At 74.3% G+C, this 18,951-nt stretch carries 16 protein-coding genes and 1 pseudogene; 11 read left to right on the top strand and 6 right to left on the bottom strand.

Annotation, left to right across the window (positions count from 1 at the left end; translation table 11 throughout):
* Positions 1–9 precede the first annotated feature (9 nt).
* A complete protein-coding gene (locus ACZ4Z2_RS13855) occupies positions 10–1,122 on the bottom strand; it encodes a DUF3152 domain-containing protein (RefSeq protein ID WP_468075536.1) in 1,113 nt (370 codons plus the stop codon).
* Positions 1,123–1,321: 199 nt separating this feature from the next.
* Between ACZ4Z2_RS13855 and ACZ4Z2_RS13850 the strand changes: the two genes are divergently transcribed.
* From ACZ4Z2_RS13850 to ACZ4Z2_RS13830, 5 genes are all read left to right on the top strand, one after another.
* Positions 1,322–2,371 (top strand): MerR family transcriptional regulator, encoded by a 1,050-nt coding sequence (locus ACZ4Z2_RS13850; protein ID WP_468075956.1) that lies wholly within the window; start codon positions 1,322–1,324, stop codon positions 2,369–2,371.
* A gap of 174 nt (positions 2,372–2,545) precedes the next feature.
* Positions 2,546–4,009: an acyl-CoA synthetase gene (locus ACZ4Z2_RS13845; RefSeq protein ID WP_468075534.1), complete on the top strand. Its 1,464-nt coding sequence runs from the start codon at positions 2,546–2,548 to the stop codon at positions 4,007–4,009.
* A complete protein-coding gene (locus tag ACZ4Z2_RS13840; RefSeq protein ID WP_468075532.1) occupies positions 4,002–5,414 on the top strand; it encodes a carboxyl transferase domain-containing protein in 1,413 nt (470 codons plus the stop codon). The genes ACZ4Z2_RS13845 and ACZ4Z2_RS13840 overlap by 8 nt, the downstream gene beginning before the upstream one ends.
* A gap of 835 nt (positions 5,415–6,249) precedes the next feature.
* On the top strand, positions 6,250–7,287 hold the full coding sequence (locus tag ACZ4Z2_RS13835; protein ID WP_468075954.1) for a rod shape-determining protein: 1,038 nt from the start codon (positions 6,250–6,252) through the stop codon (positions 7,285–7,287).
* Positions 7,288–7,511: 224 nt separating this feature from the next.
* Positions 7,512–8,030 (top strand): hypothetical protein, encoded by a 519-nt coding sequence (locus tag ACZ4Z2_RS13830; protein ID WP_468075530.1) that lies wholly within the window; start codon positions 7,512–7,514, stop codon positions 8,028–8,030.
* Positions 8,031–8,057: 27 nt separating this feature from the next.
* On the opposite strand, the gene ACZ4Z2_RS13825 is transcribed toward ACZ4Z2_RS13830, so the two are convergent.
* The gene (locus ACZ4Z2_RS13825) at positions 8,058–8,972 is read right to left on the bottom strand and encodes a DUF4231 domain-containing protein (RefSeq protein WP_468075528.1); all 915 of its coding nucleotides are present in this window, start codon (positions 8,970–8,972) and stop codon (positions 8,058–8,060) included.
* 263 nt (positions 8,973–9,235) lie between these two features.
* Between ACZ4Z2_RS13825 and ACZ4Z2_RS13820 the strand changes: the two are divergent.
* The 4 genes and pseudogenes from ACZ4Z2_RS13820 to kstD form a co-directional block, all read left to right on the top strand.
* Positions 9,236–9,532, top strand: a pseudogene (locus ACZ4Z2_RS13820) (radical SAM/SPASM protein FxsBH, inactivated beta-hydroxylase extension form); the annotation flags it as partial.
* Positions 9,533–9,707: 175 nt separating this feature from the next.
* Positions 9,708–9,905: a hypothetical protein gene (locus ACZ4Z2_RS13815; RefSeq protein WP_468075986.1), complete on the top strand. Its 198-nt coding sequence runs from the start codon at positions 9,708–9,710 to the stop codon at positions 9,903–9,905.
* Positions 9,898–10,662 (top strand): AAC(3) family N-acetyltransferase, encoded by a 765-nt coding sequence (locus ACZ4Z2_RS13810; RefSeq protein WP_468075526.1) that lies wholly within the window; start codon positions 9,898–9,900, stop codon positions 10,660–10,662. The genes ACZ4Z2_RS13815 and ACZ4Z2_RS13810 overlap by 8 nt, the downstream gene beginning before the upstream one ends.
* A 186-nt stretch (positions 10,663–10,848) precedes the next feature.
* On the top strand, positions 10,849–12,657 hold the full coding sequence (kstD, locus tag ACZ4Z2_RS13805; protein ID WP_468075524.1) for a 3-oxosteroid 1-dehydrogenase: 1,809 nt from the start codon (positions 10,849–10,851) through the stop codon (positions 12,655–12,657).
* Between the two features lie 31 nt (positions 12,658–12,688).
* On the opposite strand, the gene ACZ4Z2_RS13800 is transcribed toward kstD, so the two are convergent.
* On the bottom strand, positions 12,689–13,141 hold the full coding sequence (locus ACZ4Z2_RS13800) for a GNAT family N-acetyltransferase (RefSeq protein ID WP_468075522.1): 453 nt from the start codon (positions 13,139–13,141) through the stop codon (positions 12,689–12,691).
* A 44-nt stretch (positions 13,142–13,185) separates the two neighbouring features.
* Positions 13,186–14,229, bottom strand: coding sequence for a cyclase family protein (locus ACZ4Z2_RS13795; protein ID WP_468075520.1), 1,044 nt, complete (start codon positions 14,227–14,229; stop codon positions 13,186–13,188).
* A gap of 70 nt (positions 14,230–14,299) precedes the next feature.
* On the opposite strand from ACZ4Z2_RS13795, the gene ACZ4Z2_RS13790 reads away from it, so the two are divergent.
* A complete protein-coding gene (locus tag ACZ4Z2_RS13790; RefSeq protein WP_468075518.1) occupies positions 14,300–15,229 on the top strand; it encodes a LysR family transcriptional regulator in 930 nt (309 codons plus the stop codon).
* 68 nt (positions 15,230–15,297) lie between these two features.
* Here ACZ4Z2_RS13790 and ACZ4Z2_RS13785 read toward each other — a convergent pair whose 3' ends face one another.
* Both ACZ4Z2_RS13785 and ACZ4Z2_RS13780 read right to left on the bottom strand, forming a co-directional pair.
* Complete coding sequence (locus tag ACZ4Z2_RS13785) at positions 15,298–15,858, bottom strand: TetR/AcrR family transcriptional regulator (RefSeq protein ID WP_468075516.1); 561 nt, start codon at positions 15,856–15,858, stop codon at positions 15,298–15,300.
* A 48-nt stretch (positions 15,859–15,906) separates the two neighbouring features.
* Complete coding sequence (locus ACZ4Z2_RS13780; RefSeq protein WP_468075514.1) at positions 15,907–18,102, bottom strand: MMPL family transporter; 2,196 nt, start codon at positions 18,100–18,102, stop codon at positions 15,907–15,909.
* A gap of 304 nt (positions 18,103–18,406) precedes the next feature.
* Between ACZ4Z2_RS13780 and ACZ4Z2_RS13775 the strand changes: the two genes are divergently transcribed.
* The gene (locus ACZ4Z2_RS13775; RefSeq protein WP_468075512.1) at positions 18,407–18,859 is read left to right on the top strand and encodes an SRPBCC family protein; all 453 of its coding nucleotides are present in this window, start codon (positions 18,407–18,409) and stop codon (positions 18,857–18,859) included.
* Positions 18,860–18,951: the final 92 nt, after the last annotated feature.

Below are 18,951 nucleotides of genomic sequence, written 5' to 3'. Positions count from 1 at the left end.
CGGCCACCGTCACGGCACGGGGGGCCCGGTGATGGGCCGCCCCTTCGCGTCGTGGGGCCAGACGTTGGGGACGCAGCCCTTCATGCCCTTGATCTGCTGCATCATCGCGGGGGCGGGCTTGCCCCGGCCGGGGCAGCCGACGTGGCCGTGGCCGAGGAAGTGGCCGACCTCGTGGTTGATGATGAGGGCGCGGTAGGCGGTGACGTCGTCGGCGTAGACGGGGGTGGCCAGTTCCCACCGTTTGAGGTTGACCATGACGTTGTCCTCGACGTTGCAGTTGACCTCGCCGCGGGTGTCGAGGCCGTACGCGCCGCAGATGTCGTCGACGGTACCCGGGGTGGCGACCTTCACGACGAAGTCGGTGGCGCCGCCGGACACCCGCTGGAACGCGGAGTCGCCGTCCGCGGTCCAACCGCGCGGGTCGGCCAGGATGCGCTCCACCTCCTCGGCGACGTCGGCGGCGGACAGGGACAGCCCCTTCTCGACCTCGACGCGGTAGCGCAGGACCTTGCCGTCGCCCACCTCGGGGCCGCTGCCGGGGGCCTTGGTGAAGGTGCCGGGCCCGGACTCGGGGAGGGCGCGCCCGGACGGCGAGGGCGAGGCCGAGCGTCCGCCGGAACCGCCGGAGGAATGGCCGGTCGAGCCACCGGAGGAACCGGAGCCACCGCCGGTCGACCCGTCACTGCCCCCGTCGCTCGACCCGCCGGTCGAGCCGTCGGCCGAATCGCCGGTCGAGCGGCTCGGGGACGTACTGGGCGCGAGGACCGACCCGCGCTCGCCATCGGCCCCGGCACCCCCGCCCGGCGTACGCCGGGACCGTTCCGGCTCGGGCTCGGCGGAGACGGCGGACCGGGCCCCGGCGGACTCGTCCCGGTCGGCGGGCGCCCAGCCCACGGCCGCGAACCCGGCGGCACCGAGGACGGTGAGCGCCCCCAGCCCGCCCCACAGCCGCCCACGCCCCGGCCGCCCCTTCCGCCGGCGGCCCCTGTCCCCACGGGCCTCGCCCAGGCGGGCGGGAGCCTTGCGGCGACGCCCGCCGCCCTTGGCCCGGCGACCGGTGGGCTCCGCGGAACCGCTGCGGCGACGACGGTCAGGGGGAGGCGTTGCTCTGCGCTCGGTCATGTTCCTTCAGAGTGTGATCAGGTTGTGATCGGATGAGGCCCGATCGATCACGAAACGATAACGGATGATCGGCCCGACGCCGAACCGGCGCTTGACCTTCACCTTCGGTGAAGCCCCAGCATCGAAAGCGGAACGAGGAACAGCCGGGACAAGGCGAACCGGCGCGCGCAAAGGGGGAGTTGTGGTCGAATCCGGAGCCATGCTGACGATCGGCGCGTTCGCGAAGGCGTGCCGGCTGTCGCCCAAGGCGCTGCGGCTCTACGACGAGTTGGACCTCCTGCGCCCCGCCCGGGTCGACCCGGACACCGGCTACCGCTACTACGCCGCACGGCAGTTGGAGCAGGCCCGACTGGTGGCGTGGCTGCGCCGCCTGGGCATGCCGCTCGCCCGTATCCGTACGGTGTGCGCGCTGCCGCCGGGCCCCGCCGCCCGGGAGATCCGGGCGTACTGGGCCGGCGTCGAGGCCGACACGGCCGCCCGGCGCGAGCTGGCGGCGTTCCTCGTGGACCACCTCACCGACACCCCGGGGAAGGACACCACCGTGCTGGAACTCCGTTACGCCGCTCTCTCCGACACCGGACGCGTGCGCGCCGCCAACCAGGACACCGTGTACGCCGGCGCCCGCCTCCTCGCCGTGGCCGACGGCTTCGGCCCCGGCGGGGCGCCCGTGAGCACGGCCGCCGTGGAGGCGCTGAAGCCCCTGGAGCGCGAGCCCTTCCCGGCGGGCGACGTGCTGAACGTGCTGGAGGACGCGGTACGGGACGCCACGGACGCCGTACGGGAGAGCGCCGCGACCGAGGACGACGGCACCACCCTGACCGCGCTGCTCTGGACCGGCTCCCGGCTCGCCCTCGTCCACATCGGTGACTCGCGCGCGTATCTGCTCCGCGGCGGCGAACTGTTCCGGATCACCCATGACCACACCGTGGTCCAGTCCCTGGTCGACGAGGGCCGGCTGACCCCCGAGGAGGCGGCGACCCATCCGCAACCGGCTCTGCTGCTGCGGGCGTTGACCGCCCGCGAGGAGGGCTCAGCCCCGGATGTGCGCCTCCGGGACGCCCACCCCGGCGACCGCTACCTCCTCTGCTCCGACGGCCTCTCCACGGTCGTCGCCGACCTGGACATCCGACGGATCCTGACCGCGTCCGGGACCCCCGCGGCAGCCGTGGACACCCTCGTCGCCGAGGCGAACGGGGCGGGCGGCCCGGACAACGTCAGCTGCGTGGTGGCCGACGTGGTGGAGGGGTAGCGACGGACGGACACGGGGAGGTGGCGGTGGTGCCGGTGGTGCCGGTGGTGGAGCGGGGGTGGTACTGGTCGTGCCGGGATTCGGGTAGGTCCCCAGCGACCACCCAGCCCACCGACCACCCCGCTCGCCGACCGCCCCACCAGCCCCGTCCGCGCCGACCAAGGAGTGCACCGCGTGTCCCCCCTCTTCCCGGCCCTCACCGGCACCGCCCCGCTCGACCGTCCCGCCCTGCGCTTCGGTGACCGTGCCCTCACCTACGCCGGTCTCGCCGCCGCGGCCGGCGCCCTGGTCCCCCGGCTGCGCGACGCGGGCCGTGTGGCCGTGTGGGCGACCCCGACGCTGGAGACGGCGGTCGGTGTCGTCGCCGCGCTGCTCGCCGGGGCCCCCGCCGTACCGCTCAACCCGAAGTCGGGCGACGGCGAACTGGGCCACATCGTGAAGGACAGTGCCCCCACCCTGGTCCTGACGGCACCGGGCACGGAACTGCCGGCCGCGCTCGGCGGCCTGGACCGCGTGGACGTCGATGTCGCGGCGGTCCCCGACGGCCCGGCCCCGTACGCCGTCGAGGACGTCCCGGACGGCGCCCCCGCCCTGGTCGTCTACACCTCCGGCACCACCGGCCCGCCCAAGGGCGCCGTCATCCCCCGCCGCGCCGTCGCCGCCACCCTGGACGCCCTGGCCGACGCCTGGCGGTGGACCGGCGACGACGTACTCGTCCACGCCCTGCCCCTGTTCCATGTGCACGGCCTGATCCTCGGTGTCCTGGGCCCGCTGCGCCGCGGCGGCTCGGTCCGCCACCTGGGCCGGTTCGACACCGGGGGCGTGGCCCGCGAGCTGAACTCCGGCGCGACCATGCTGTTCGGGGTCCCGACGATGTACCACCGCGTCGCCGAGGCCCTGCCCACCGATCCGGAACTGGCCGAGGCCCTGGCCCGCGCGCGTCTCCTCGTCTCCGGCTCGGCCGCGCTGCCCGTGCACGACCACGAACGGATCGCGGCGGCGACCGGGCGCCGGGTGATCGAGCGGTACGGCATGACGGAGACCCTCATGAACACCAGCGTCCGCGCCGACGGCGAACCCCGCGCCGGCACGGTCGGAGTCCCGCTGCCCGGCGTGGAGTTGCGGCTGGTGGAGGAGGACGGCACCCCGCTCACCGCGTACGACGGCGAGTCGGTCGGCGAGATCCAGGTGCGGGGCCCGAACCTCTTCACCGAGTATCTGAACCGGCCCGACGCGACCGCCGCCGCGTTCACCGCGGACGGCTGGTTCCGCACCGGGGACATGGCGGTCCGCGACCCCGACGGCTACGTCCGCATCGTCGGCCGCAAGGCCACCGACCTCATCAAAAGCGGCGGCTACAAGATCGGCGCCGGCGAGATCGAGAACGCGCTCCTCGAACACCCGGCGGTGAAGGAGGCCGCGGTCACCGGCGAGCCCGACCCCGATTTGGGTGAACGCGTGGTCGCCTGGATCGTGCCCGCGGACCCCGCCGCCCGCCCCGCGCCGGACGAGCTGGCCGCCCACGTGGCCGCCCGGCTCGCCCCGCACAAGCGGCCCCGGACCGTCCACTACCTCGGTTCCCTCCCCCGCAACGACATGGGGAAGATCATGAAGCGGGCGCTGAAGACGGATGACTGACCGCCGCTTCCCGGCCCGCGAGGCCATCGCCTTCCTCACCGACGACTTCACCCGCCTCCCCGCCCCGTCGAAGGAGTACGCCCCCGACGGCCCCCTCGCCTGGCGGGGCTACGACACGGCCCGCGCCCGCGCCGCCGAACGCACCGGCGAGGAGGAGTCGGTGGTGTGCGGCGTGGCGACGATCGGCGCCCGGCCGGCCCCGCGGCAGCCGGACGCCACCGCCGGTCCGCTCCGGGCCGTCCTCATCGCCTTCGAGTTCGGCTTCCTCGGCGGTTCCCTCGGCGAGCGCACCGGGGACCGGCTGGAGTCGGCGTACGCCTACGCCCGTGAGCACCGTCTGCCGGTCGTCTCGCTGGTGGCGACCGGCGGCAGCCGTATGCAGGAGGGCATGCGCGCGCTCACCCAACTCCAGCGGGTGGCCCGCCAGTCGGCCCTCACCCGCGAGGCGGGCCTCCCCCAGATCGCCGTGCTCCGCGACCCCACGACGGGCGGCGGCTGGGCCACCCTGGGCGCCGGCGCCGATGTGATCCTCGCCCTCCCCGCCGCCCAGATCGGCTTCGCCGGCTCCCGGGTCCGCCCGCCCGACGCGGACCCCGCCGCCTACACGGCCGAGGCCCAGCTGGCGGCGGGCGCGGTCGACGCGATCGTGCGCCCCGAGGACCTACGGGACACCCTGGCCCGCTGGCTCCGCCTCCTGACCGGCCCGTCGGCATCCCCGGCCCCGCCCCCGGCCGCTCTGCCGACGCCGCCCCCGGCCCCGTCGGCGGCCACGCTCCACCGCCTCCCCGCCACCGGCTGGGAGGCGGTGGAGCGCGCCCGCTCGCCCCGCCGCCCCCGCGCCGACGCCTATCTGGACGCCTACTTCACGCACCGCACGGCCGTCAGCGGCGACCGCGCGGGCGGCACCGACCCCGGCATGCTGTGCGGGTTCGGCGAGCACGAGGGGCGGACGATCGCCTACGCGGCCCAGCGCGGCACGGCCACCCGTCCGGCGGGCTACCGCACCGCCGCCCGACTGATCCGTCTGGCCGACCGGCTCGGCATCCCCGTGCTGACCCTGGTCGACACCCCCGGCGCCGCGAACGACGCCGAGGCGGAACGCCAGGGCGCCGGCGCCGCCATCGCCGACCTGTTCGCCGCCGTCGCCACCGCCCGCACCCCGATCACCACCCTCGTCGTCGGCGAGGGCGGCTCGGGCGGTGCCCTGGCCCTCGCCGCGCCCGGCAACACCTGGGCCACCCCCGACAGCTACTTCTCGGTGATCGCTCCCGAACTCGCCGCGGCGATCCTGAAGCGCCCGGAGAGCCAGATCAGAGCCACGGCCGACGAACTCCGCGTCCGCCCACAGGACTTGGTGGACCTGGGCGTGGTCCGAGGCCTCACGGCCCCGGCGGCCGACGGGTAGCCGGCGGGTGACTGGCCGGGCGACGGGCGGGGGGCTGGTGGGGCGACGTGTGGGGGGCTGGTGGGACGACGGCGGGTGACCGGTGGGACGACGGGCGGGCGACCAGCGGGCGGCGGGCGGGCGACCGGCCGGGCGACAGGCGGGCGACCAGCGGGTGACCGGCGGGACGACCGGGCGGGCGACCGGCGGGTGACTGGCCAGGCGACGGGCGGGCGAGCGGCGGGTGTCTGGCCGGGCGACGGGCGGGCGACCGGCCGGGCGAGCGGCGGGACGACCGGCTGGTGACCGGGCGGGCGACCGGCCGGGCGAGCGGCGGGTGACTGGCCGGGCGACGGGCGGGAGACCGGCGGGACGACCGGAGGGCGACCGGGCGAGCGACCAGCCGGACAACCGGAGGGCGACCAGCCGGGTGACCAGCCGGACAACCGGCGGGTGACCAGCCGGGCGACCAGCCGGACAACCGGCGGGTGACCAGCCGGACGACGGGCGGGCGACCAGCCGGACGACCGGCGGGTGACCAGCCGGACGACGGGCGGGCGACCAGCCGGACGACCGGCGGGCGACCAGCCGGACGACCGGAGGGCGACCGGGCGGGCGACCAGCGGGACGACCGGCGGGCGACCAGCGGGGCGACGGCGGGGCGACGGGCGGGCGACGGGCGGGTGGGCCGAGATGACCGGGTGTCGCGGAAACCACCCGTCCAGCCGCACCCCGCCCGGCCCACCCCAGCGGGCAGCCGGTCCCCCGCCCGCGCACGATGCAAGGGAACCAGGGAACCGCCGCCCGGCGGCCCGCACGGCCCGTGCTCTCGGGAGGATCCGCCGCCATGACGACCATGACCGCCAGTCTGGAGCAGCTGCGCCGCTGCCATTTCGCCGTCGATCTGGGGGCGGCGCGGACCCGCGTCTATGTGAAGGGCGCGGGCCTGGTCGTGGACCAGCCGAGCGTGGCCGCCGTGAACACGAGGACGGGCGCGCTGATCGCGGTCGGCGAGTTCGCGGAGAAGATGACGGGCCGTACGCCCGACTACATCCGCGTGGCCCGGCCCGTCTCCGGCGGCACGGTGGTGGACATCGACATGGCCCAGCGCATGCTGCGCCAGTTGCTCGGCGACAAGGTCCGCCGCACGCTGCGCCGCAAGCCCGTCCTCCGGGCGGCCGCCTGCACCCCGCACGACGCGGACCCCCTCGCCCAGCGCGCCACGATCGAGACGCTGGTGGGTCTGGGCGCCCGCCGGGTGGAGCTGGTGGACACACTGATCGCGGCGGCGGTCGGCTGCGGTCTGCCCGTGGAGCAGCCCGAGGCGACCATGATCATGGTGTGCGGCGCGGCGGCCACCCAGCTCGCGGTGCTGTCGCTGGGGTCGGTGGTCAACGCGGTGCGCATCCCGGTGGGCGGCGAGGCCATCGACCACGCGATCGTGCAGCACCTGCGGCTGCGGCACGAGCTGACCCTGCCCAGCCAGTCGGTACGGCCGCTCCAGCTGGCCCTGTCCGGCAACGGCCTCACCCCCCACGGCCCCGCCTCCACCGAGATCCACGGCCTGGACGTGGCGACCGGTCTGGCCCGTTCCGTCCAGGTGGACACGGCGGCCGTGCGCGACGCCATCCAGACCCCGCTGACGGCCGTCGTCGACGGCATCGGCAAGGTGCTGCGCGACTGCCCGCCCGACCTGGTGGCCGACCTCGCCGACCGCGGCATCATGATGGTCGGTGGCAGCGCCCTGCTCCCCGGCTTCGACCAGATGCTCCGCCACGCGACGGGCATGCCGGTGGCCATCGCCGAGCGACCGGACGTCTGCGCGGCCCTCGGCGTCGGCGCGATGCTGGAAGGCCGCCTGGAACCCATCTCCCTGGACCCGGTCAGCGACTGAGCGGCTGAGCACCACGCCACCCCTGGCGCCCCTGTCGCCCCTCGTCGCCCCTCGTCGCCCCCGCACGGGCCTCCCCGGATGCGGCGGTGGCAGCATGCGGAGCACGCGGGGGCGGTCGGCAGCGGGCCGGTCTCCCGGTTGTCGCCTCTGTGAGCCTGTGGCGCCCCGCCGAACACCCGTACGTGTCGTTCTCGCTCAAGTCCCCTGCCGCTACCGTTACTTGGATGACCGCGGCCACGGAGGTGAGCGCACGGATGCCAGGGCCCGTGACCCGGATCGGTATCACCGGACACCGGCAGATCCCGGACGCGGCCCTGTCCGCCGTGCGGTCCGGCATCCGGTCGGAGCTACGGAACCGTGCGGCGGCCCGGGCCCTCAGCAGCCTCGCCGCCGGAGCCGATCAGCTGTTCGCGCAGATCGCCCTGGACTGCGGTGTCCCGCTGACCGCCGTGATCCCCGGCATGGACTACGAGACCCACCTCGGCGGCGACGAGGTGCGGGCGGCGTACCGCCGGCTCCTCAAGTGCTGCTCGGAGCGCGTGGAGCTGCCGTACGAACGCACCCACGACGAGGCGTACTACGCGGCCGGGCGCTACATCGTCGACCACGCGGACCGCATGGTCGCCGTCTGGGACGGCGCCCCGGCCCGCGGTCTGGGCGGCACGGCCGACATCGTCGCCTACGCGCGGCGGACGGGCGTGCCGGTGACGGTGCTCTGGAGCCCCGGCGTGCGCCGCCCCTGACGCACCGCCCCGGGGGCCGGTGCCTCGTCAGGAGCCGAGCCGTACGAGCCAGTCCGTGTGCTGGGGCGAGACCAGTCGTTCGGCCTCGGCGACCGCGTCGGCCCAGCCGTCCTCGGTGACCGTGGTGCCCATGGCGACGCGGTGGGTGTCGAGGTCCTGTTCGACCAGCTTGTGGGCGTAGGTCAGCGGGCGGTGCCGGCGGACCTCCTGCCAGGCCACTCCCGCGGCGGCGGCGGCACTGAGCACGCCGGTGGGGTCCCAGCGGCTGCCGATCACCCCGAGGGCGCGCAGCCCGGCGGTGACGAGGGCCAGGGCGGTCAGTGTGGTGGTGACGCCCGACCAGCGCACGGACGCCTGGTGCGCCTGGCCGGCCTTGCCGCCGTACCAGGCCAGCTGCTCCAGTACGCGGTCCCGGAGGTAGATGTCCCGCCGCGCGGCGAACGGCTTGGCGCGCACGGCCCGCATCCTCGGGGTGATCTGCCCGAGTCCGAGTTCGGCGGGGTTCTCCCGGGGGTCCTCCCACCCGACCTTCCGCAGCTCGCTCAGCCGTTCCTCCAGCCGTTCCGCGAACATCGCCTCGGGGTTGACTAGCCGTGAGGGGAAGGGACCGCCGTGCACCATGTACTGCCAGGCCAGCGATTTGATCACCTCGGCGGCGGCCCGGTGCGCCTGCCAGTGCGCCCGGGCCCGCCGCCGGGTGGCGTGGATCCCGAGCCCGATGGTCGCGGCGTACAGCACGGCGGCGACCGCCGACGGTATCCGGCTCCCCACCCGCTCCGCGAGCGAGGCGGTCGCGGTGGCGAGCAGCAGCGTGAACAACTGCCTCCGTACGATCCGGAACGACTCACCCTGATGGACCAGCGCGAGCCGGTCGCACACATGGAACAACGGGGGTAAGTCACGATCACTCACCGTGGTGCTCGGGCCGGGCGCGGCAGCCATGGGGACCTCACACGGAAGCAGGGAGCCAACGGGACGGTCATGCTCTCGTCAATCATGGAATTGCGCCAGCCCGCCACCTCGGCATACCGCATGGTCGGCCACCTCGGCATACCGCTTAGCGCGCCCGATGGCAGAGTCCCTTTCAGGCTTCACCTCCTCCGTCCGACGTACTCGGACCGGGGCCCAATTTCCTTATGCATCAAGGAGGTTGGGCCCCGCCGCGGTTTCGGCGCCGGTTGGCCCGAGGGCGTACACTGCGGGAAGTGAGCGACCCCGCGAACCAGCACGCGATCCAGCAACTGGTACTCAGGATCCACAGTCGATGCGATCTGGCGTGCGACCACTGCTATGTGTATGAGGCCGCCGACCGGAGCCGGCGTTCACGCCCCGCGGTGATCTCCGACGAAACGCTCCATCAGGTCGCCCTGCGTCTCCCCGAGTACGTGACGGCGAGAGAACTGGAAAGAGTCTCCGTCATTCTCCACGGCGGTGAACCACTTCTGGTCGGACCCGCCCGGCTCAGAATCTGCGCGGAACGCACCCGCGCCCTGACCCCGCTGCTGACAGCGTACGAGGCGCTGGACATCCACGAGCCCTCCCAGCACCAGGGCGGCAGGACACCCCTCTTCTTCACGACCGTCACCCCCCTCGCCCCCGGCGCCGGACTGCGGCTCGGCACGCACGCGTTCGGCGCCCTGGGGGTGGCCGCCCACGTCGAGCCGGAGGAGTTCGTCCGTGAAATGCCCCCTCCTCGACGAGGCCGACGCGCGTCTGGCGCGGGCGTCCGCCACCCCGGCCGGCGCCCCGGAGTCGCTGCGCCGGGCCCGCCGCGCCCTGGACAGGTTCGGCTTGGAGGCCGCCGGCCAACTCATCTTGAGCGGTGCCCACTTGGTCGACGAGTCGCGCAGGGAGCTGGCGGTGGCGCATGAGTGACATCGAGGAACTTCCCCAGGCGTTGCGTGAGCTGGGGGTCCGGCCCGGAGGCGTGCTGATGCTGCACGCGTCGCTCGGCGGCACCGGCTGGAGCCCCACCGGGGTGCGGGACGCCGTACGGGCGGTGCTCGGCCCCGACGGCACTCTGGTCGTGCCCGCCTTCACCCCCGAGAACTCCGATACCTCGCCCGCTTACCACCGCCTCACCGAAGGGCTGACCGAGAGGGAGAGAGCCGAGTTCCGGGCGGCGATGCCGCCGTTCGAGCCGAACGCCACGCCCTGCCCGGCCATGGGCGCCCTGGCCGAGTGCGTACGGACCACACCGGGCGCGGTCCGCAGCGCCCATCCGCAGACCTCCTTCGCCGCTCTCGGCGCGCGGGCCGAGGAACTGCTCGCCGGCCACGACCCGCACTGCCACCTGGGAGAACGGTCACCGCTGGCCGCGCTGTACGCCGCCGACGCCCAGGTCCTGCTGCTGCGCGTCGGCTTCGAGGTGTGCACGGCGTTCCACCTCGCCGAGTACCGGATGACCCCGCCGCCCCCGACACGGACCTACCGGTGCGTGGTGGAGGACAAGGGGAACTGGATCGAGTACGAGGATCTCTCCCTGTACGACGGGGACTTCGGGGCCATCGGGGCGCTCCTGCCCCAGGACGTGGTCACGAGCCGGGAATTCGCGGGGAGACCGGCGTTTCTGGTCGCGATACGCGATGCTGTCGACACGGGCCTGCGCCTGCTGTCGGGATATCGCTCCTGATGACGTGAAACGCACCATCGCACAGCGCTTCCCAGCAAGAGTTGAGTCAACGTCAGCAACGGCCTTGACTTCACAACACCCGCACGTCAGATTCGAGGCTCCGCACCACACCCGGGACTCGGCGCCCCGCCGTCCCGGGGGAACGGCACGGCACTCCCACACCCTGCCCAGGCTGGAGCGACCCGCATGTCCAAGAGCGCGGACCCCCACAGAGGTACGACCGCACCGGCCGCCACACCCTCGCGGCGGCGGGTGCTCGGTGCCGCCGCCGGTGCCGGGGCCGTGGTGGCGGCCGGGGGGCTCGGTGGCACGGCCGTCGCGGCGGACACGGCCGCCGCCCCTCCCCTGCTCGGTACCTACGACGTCGTCGTCATCGGCTCCGGCGCCGCCGGGATGACCGCCGCGCTGACGGCGGCCGGGAAGGGGCTGAGCTGTGTCGTCGTGGAGAAGGCGCCGACTTTCGGAGGGTCGGCGGCGCGTTCCGGCGCGGGGATCTGGCTGCCCAACAACAGCGTCATCAAGGCCGCCGGTGTGCCCGACACCCCGGCGAAGGCCGCGCAGTACCTCGCGGCCGTGGTCGGCGACGACGTCCCGGCCGACCGGCAGAAGGCGTTCCTGGACCACGGCCCCGCCATGCTCTCCTTCGTCATGGCGCACAGCCCGCTCAGGTTCCGCTGGATGGAGGGGTACAGCGACTACTACCCGGAGCTGCCGGGCGGTCTGCCCAACGGCCGCTCCATCGAGCCCGACCAGTTCGACGGGAACGTGCTGGGCGCCGAACTCGCCCGGCTGAACCCGCCGTACCTGGCCACACCGCCCGGCATGGTTGTCTTCAGCGCCGACTACAAGTGGCTCGCCCTGACCGCCGTGAGCGCCAAGGGGGTGGCCGTCGCCACCGAGTGCCTCGCGCGGGGCACCAAGGCCGCGCTGCTCGGGCAGAAGCCGCTCACCATGGGCCAGGCCCTGGCGGGCGGACTGCGCGCCGGGCTCCTGTCCGCCGGTGTCCCGGTGTGGCTCGACACCCCGCTGACGGACCTGCACGTCGAGAACGGGGCGGTCACCGGGGCCGTCGTCACCCGCGACGGCTCCCCCGGGCTGCTGCGCGCCCGGCGCGGCGTCATCGTCGGCTCGGGCGGCTTCGAGCACAACGCCGCCATGCGCGAGCGGTACCAGGAGCAGCCCGTGGCCCACTGGTCCGTGGGCGCCAAGGAGAACACCGGCGACGGCATCCGCGCCGGACAGCGCGCGGGCGCCGACGTGGCGCTGATGGACGACGCCTGGTGGGGGCCGGCCATCGCGACACCGGGGCAGCCCTGGTTCTGCCTCGCCGAACGCACGCTCCCCGGGGGCCTGCTGGTCAACGCGGCGGGCGCCCGGTTCGTCAACGAGGCCGGGCCGTACAGCGATGTCGTCCACACGATGTACGAGCGCGACACCCCGGCCGCCCGGCACATCCCGGCCTGGCTGATCGTCGACCAGAACTACCGCAACCGGTACCTGTTCAAGGACATCGCGCCGACGTTCCCGTTCCCCGCCGAGTGGTACGACGCCGGGGCCGTCCACAAGGCGTGGTCGCTGGACGCGCTGGCCTCCGCGATCGGTGTCCCCGGCGCCGCGCTGCGCGCCACCGTCGACCGCTTCAACTCCCTGGCCCGGCAGGGCGACGACGCCGACTTCGGGCGCGGCGACAGCGCCTACGACCACTACTACACGGACCCGTCCGTGCAGCCCAACTCCTGTCTGGCGCCGCTGTGGCTGCCGCCGTACTACGCCCTGCGCATCGTCCCCGGCGACCTCGGCACCAAGGGCGGGCTCCTCACCGACGCCCGCGCCCGGGTGCTGCGCCCCGACGGCACGGTGATCCGCGGCCTGTACGCGGCGGGCAACGCCAGCGCCGCGGTGATGGGCCGCAGTTACGCGGGCGCGGGCTCGACGATCGGCCCGGCGATGACGTTCGGGTACGTGGCGGCGCTGGATCTCGCGGGCGCCCTGTGAGCCAGGCTGCCGGGCCGCTCCTCGGACGGGGCTACCCGGCCAGCCGCAGGTCGATCCACCAGGCCGGGTCGCCGTCGAGTCGGTAGCGCTCGGTCTCGACGAAGCCGTGCTTCTCGGCGAAGCGGAGGCCGTCCTCGTTGGACTCCAGGACACAGGTCTCGATGACCCGGGCCCCCAGCTCGCGTGCCTTCCGGAGGGCGCGTTCGTACAGGTGCCCGCCGAGCCCGCGGCCCCGGTGCTCGGCGAGCACCCGGGCGATGACCACGGCCGTGGCGTCGGCCCCGGCGGGCGGGCGGACCGTGGAGTTGCCGACCAGCACACCGCCCACGTAGGCCAGTTCGAGGTGGTTGCGGGCGGCGCGGTCGCGGACGTCGGCCAGGGAGAGCAGGTGGGCGGGGATGATCGTGTTGTGGACGTACCGCCAGGCTTCGAGCTGCTCGTCGTCTGCGGCACCGTCCACGCGCTGGATGTCGAGGGCGGTCACCGGGTCAGCCTAGACAGGCCGCCCCGGCCCGCGCCTCCGATATGTCACCGGCCGTTCTCGTCGTGGCGGTTCTCGTCGCGGCCGTTCTCGTCATGGCGGTTCTCGTCGCGGCCGTCGTCGTCGCGGCCGTCCTCGCCCGTGTCGTCGACGAGCGCGTACGCCCGTACCGGGAAGGTGCCCATGCCCTCGACGGCCGGGGGCGCGGCGTGGAAGCGGAAGCCCTGCGGAGGGAGCCGGTCCAGGCCGCGCAGGTGTTCCACGACGGGGATACCGGCGGCGAGCAGCCCGGTGTGGGCGGGGCGGGTGCCGTCGTCGGTGTCGTCGATGTTGAGGGAGTCGATGCCGACCAGGGCCGCCCGCCGCTCGACCAGCCAGTCCACCGCGTCCGCCGTGAGGAAGGGGTGGCCGTGGCCGTACCGCTCGGTGCCGAAGTGCCGGTCCCAGCCGGTGTGGATCAGCACCGCCCGCCCCGTGACGTCGTACGGCAGCAGCGCGGCCCGGTCCACGGCCCGGCGTCCGGCGTCGTGGACGCGGACGACGACGCCGTCGAGGTCGGCGAACGAGCCGATCGGCAGCCCGGCGAGGTCGTGCCCGCCGCTGAACCGGTGGAAGGGGCTGTCCAGGTAGGTGCCGGTGTTGGAGACCATCGCGATCCGGCCGATGGCGAACTCGGTGCCGGGCGCGTAGTGGTCGCGGGAGGCGTCCCGGGTGAGGTGCTCGCCGATCTCGGGGCCGGGCAGTCCGGGGTACGTGGTCATCCCGTGCCGGATCGTGTGGCTGAGGTCGACGATCCGGCGGCCGTCGGTGCCGTGTCCGCCGCCGCCCGCCCCGCGCACGGTCCGTCGGCCCTCGCCGACCGTGCCGCGCGAGCCCTTGTGCGGCTCCCGCACCGCCTCCCGGCCGCTGACGCTCACCTTGTCGACCATGAGCAGCCCGAGGTGCCGGACGAACAGCTGGGCCAGCTCCTCGTCATCGATCTCCGGACCCGGCACGTCCAGCATGAAGCCCTGCGTCCGCAGTCCGCCGCCGTTGCCGAAGGTCACCTCGGCGTCGAACCGGACCCGCCACTGCTCGTCGTTCTCGCTCATGGCCCGATCCTCCCTGCAGTCACACTTCACCACAAGCAAGGATTACTGAAGCGGAGCTACAGTGCCGCTTATGGATCTGGACCCCCGCCGACTGCGCGTCCTGCGCGCCGTGGCGCTGCGCGGCGGTGTGGTGGACGCGGCGAAGGTGCTGCATCTGACGCCGTCGGCCGTCTCGCAGCACCTCGCGCGGCTGGAACGGGAGGTGGGCCGCCCGCTCGTGGACCGCTCCCGCCGCCGGGCCGGACTGACCCCGGCCGGGCGGCTGCTGGCGGCGCGCGCCGAGCGCATCGAGCAGGAGCTGGCCGAGGCGCGCCGCGAACTCGCCGAACTGACCGGCCGGGCGACCGGCCCGGTGGCGGTCGCCGCGTTCTCCTCGGCGGTCTGCCACCTCCTCGTCCCGGCGCTCGCCGCCCTCGCCGGGACCCACCCCGGTCTGGAGCCCCGCGTCATCGAGGCGGAGGGCCCCGAGGCGCTGCGGGAGTTGCGGACCGGCGGACTGGACGTGCTGGTCGTCGAGTACGACGGCGCGGATCCGGACCCCGACGTGCAGTGGCCCGACCTGGCGTCCACGCCCGTCGCGGACGACGCCTACCGGGTGATCACCCCGGCGGACTGGTCGCCGCCGCCCCGCTCGGTGCGCGATCTCGCCGAGCGCCCGTGGGTGGCGGCCCCGTCCGACACGGCGTGCGGCCGGGCGCTGGAACGGCTCTCCGCGGAGTACGGTTTCGCCGCGCGGCGCGCCCATGTGGGCCGGGAGTTCCCGACGGTCCTCGCGCTGGTGCGGGCGGGCCTCGGAGCGGCGGTCGTGCCCACGCTGGCCCTGGCCGACGCCACCCCGGAGACGGTCGCGCTGCCCTCGGCCCCCGTGGCGGGTCACCGCCGGATCGCCGCGGTCCACCGGGCGTCCCGCTCGGGCCCCGAGCCCCTGGTCTCAGCGGTGACGGACGCCCTTCGGGAGGCGGCGGTGGACCTGGGGCTGACGCCCACGTCGGCGGGTTGACCGGCCCGGCCCCGGTCGACCCGCTCGAACGGCGGTGACCGCACGGCCCGCACGGGCCCCGGGTGGAGTCAGGGCGTCCTGATGATCGTGTGGATCGCCTGGACGAACGGGTCGGGGCCGGCCTCGTCGCCCATGGCCAGGCGCAGGGTGTAGCCGGTGAGGAGGGCCAGGAGGACGTCGGCCGTTCCCGTGGCGTCCTGGTCGCCGGGGAGGCCGCGCACGCCGCGTTCGACGCGGATGAGGTCGGTGGCCTTGGCGTGCGCGGTGGCCAGGTGGCGGCGGACGCGTTCGGCCACGTGGGGGGAGACTGCCGCCTCGCCCCAGATCTGCGCCATGAGCCTCGCGTGCTGCCGCCCGTCGCCGGTGCCGTGGACGCGTTCCGGCGACGTCGACAGGCTCGACGAGGTGACGTCGTCCAGGGCCGTGTGGATCGCGTCCTCGCACACGGCCTGGATCAGGTCGTCCTTGCTCGGGAAGTAGTGGTAGAGCGCGCCGGCGGACAGTCCGGAGCGCGCGACGACGTCACCGGTGGAGGACTGGGCGAATCCCTTCTCCGCGAACACCGCCCGGGCGGCGTCCAGGATCTGCCGACGGCGGGCGTCCCGGTGGGCCTGGGTGACCTTCGGCATGGGCGGACGGCCTCTCGTCGTGTCGGGGCGGTGGTGGAAGGGGCGGTGTCAGCCGACGGGCGCGGCCGTCTTGTCGGGGGCCGGCGCGGCGGCGGGGGCGTCCTCGTCGGCGTGTTCCATCCGGTCGAGGCGCAGGGCGCGGTGCAGCGCCCGCAGGGGGCGCGGGGCCCACCAGTTGGCGGCGCCGAGGAGGGCCATCAGGGAGGGGACGAGGAAGGCGCGTACCACCGTCGCGTCGATGAGGACGGCGAACGCGGCGCCCAGACCCAGTTCCTGGATGAACACCAGCCGCGACATCGCCAGCGCGCCCACCGGGATGCAGAACAACACCGCGGCCGAGGTGACGATCCCGCCGGTGCGGGACAGGCCCTGGGCGACCGCCTCGCGGTTGTCCAGGCCCTGGGCCCTGGCCTCCTTGATACGGCTCAGCAGGAAGACGTTGTAGTCCGTGGACAGGCCGAACGCGAGCGCGAAGACCAGGACGGGTGTGGTGGCCTCCAGCCCGGTCTGCGGGGCGAAGCCGAGGTTGCCGTCCTGGAACACCCACACCAGGAAACCGAAGGCGGCGCCGGTGGACAGCAGGTTCATCACCAGGGCTTTCAGCGGCAGCACCACCGAGCCGGAGAAGGCAAAGAGCAGCAGCAGGGTGACGACGACCAGGATGCCGCCGGCCGGCGGCAGGGCGTCGGCGATGCTCTCACGCTGCGCCAGGAAGTCGGCGGTCCGGCCGGTGTAGCGGGCGGGGTACGGGGCGGCCAGGTCCCGCACGGCCTCGACGGCGTCCTTGGACGAGTCGGCCAGCGGGTCCTCGGCGAGGACGGCGTCGATCTCCCAGTACCGGTCGCCGAGTTCGACGGGGGTGCCCACCGACTTCACGCCGGGAACGGCGCCGATCCGCTCGGTGTAGTCGGCGAGCCGGGACGGGTCCGGGGCGCCGTCGGTCTCCAGCACGATCTGCAGGGGCGAGGTGGCCCTGGCGTCGTAGTCCTCGTCGAGGACGGCGGCCACCCGGCCCGCGCTGGTCTCCTCGGGCAGGAGGGTCGGGTCCACGCCGGTGAAGCGCACGCCGAGCAGCGGCGAGGCGATCAGCAGCAGCACGGCCGTGGCGGCGAGCGCGAAAAGGGCGGGGCGGCGCATCACGGTCTGCGCGACGCGGTACCAGCGTCCCTCGGTGGCGCGGGCGGCACCGGCGGTGCGCTGCCAGCGGCGCGGGGCCAGGGAGTTGACCCGCTTGCCCAGCAGGGCGAGCAGCGGGGGCAGGCCGAGGAGGGCGAACAGGGCGGCGGACACCACGGTGATGACGCCGGCCAGTCCCATGGAGCGCAGGTAGGGCTGCGGGAACGCGATCAGCGCGGCGAGGGCCGCGGCCACGGTGAGGGCGCTGAACAGCACGGTGCGGCCGGCGGTGGCGACAGTCCGCAGGACGGCCTCGGCGCCCGGCCCGTGCTCGGCGAGTTCCTCGCGGTAGCGGGAGACGAGCAGCAGTCCGAAGTCGATGGACAGGCCGAGGCCGAGCGCGAAGGCGAGGCTCGTCGCGCCGGTGGAGACGTTCATGAACTCGGTGGCGACGCGCAGGCCCGCCATGGTGAGCAGCAGGGAGACGATGCCGCCCAGCAGGGGGACGAGCGCGGCGACCAGGCCGCGGAAGACCAGGAAGAGCACCACCAGGATCACGGGGGTGGCGAGGAGTTCGGCCTGTGCCAGGTCCGTTCCCGACACCTCGGCCACCTGGACGTGGCCGGGTGTGGCGCCGCCGAGCCAGGTGCGGCCGCGCAGGGCGGGATCGTCGTCGATGGCCTTCTGGAGCCGCTCCACCGCCTGGGCGCTCTCCTGGTCCGTCATGGAGCCGGTGGCGCCGACGACCACGGTGCTGCGTCCGTCGCGGGCGATGAGCGCGGCCCCGTCGGGGGAGGTGTAGTCGACGACCTGCTCGACCTCGGGGCGGGACCGCAGGAGCTCCGCGGCGGCCGTGACGGCCTTCGGCGGGGCGGTGTCCTTGTCGAGCCGCTCATCGGTGCGGACCAGCAGCAGATGGCCCTGCTGGGGGTCGATGCCGGTGGCCCGTTCGATGATCTCGCGGGCCGCGACGTTGCCGCCGCCCGGATCGTCGTAGTCGGACAGGCCGTTGGAGAGCTTCTCCTCCACGGTGCCGCCGTACACGGTGGCCAGGGCGGTGACCAGGAGGGTCAGCAGGAGCACGACGATCCGCCGGCGGTGCAGGGCCGAGCCCAGAGCCGAGAACATGGGTTTTCCTTCCTTCGCGCCCGTGGGGGGCGGGACGCGTACGCCAAGCGTCGGGCAGGGCGCTGGATTCTCACTGAAGCGTCCGGAGGGGACCCTGCTGACCGGCGCTAAGGTCGCGCTAGAGCGGTGGGGCCGAGGACCGCGCCGGTGGGGGCCCGGCCGGTAGCGTCGTCCTCCCGGGGCCCTCCACGGCTCCTCCGTGAGGTGCCCGCCGCCCCTCCCCCGCTCCTCCTCTTCGTCCGCGTCCCGCACAGGGCCGCTCCGTCGCGCCCGCGGTCGCGCCGTCCGTCCCGGAAGGAATGTCATGCGCCGTATCTCGTCCGCCGTGCACATCCACAGCACCGTCGACCGGGTGTGGTCGGTGCTCACCGACTTCGAGCGGTTCCACGAGTGGAACCCCTTCCTCGTGGAGGCCGCCGGCCGGGCCGAGCCGGGCGCCCGGCTCACCCTGCGCTTCCGACTGCCCGGCAGCGGGAAGGAGATGGTGTTCCGGCCGACCGTGCTGGAGAGCGAGCCGGGGCGGCTGCTGCGCTGGCGCGGCCGGCTGGGTGTGCCCGGTGTCTTCGACGGGGTGCACAGCTTCGAGCTGATCCCGCGCGACGGCGGCACCCATGTGGTGCAGACGGAGCGGTTCAGCGGGCTGCTGGTGCCGTTCGCGGACTCGATCATCACCCCGTCCGAGCAGGGCTTCCGCCACCTCACCGACGCGTTGAAGACCAGGGTGGAGTCGTCCGGCGTCCGGGGCGTGTCCGGGTAGGCCCTGTCGTCACATTCCCGCCGTCGCCCGGAGGGCGGCCCCGCGGCGTCAGGTGCGTGCTCTCGGCGTGCCGGGCCCTGACCCGTGTACTG

The sequence above is a fragment of the Streptomyces sp. NPDC030183 genome (genome assembly GCF_055573455.1).
Note: the sequence above shows the minus strand (reverse complement) of the source record. Positions and strands in the feature narration are given on the sequence as shown.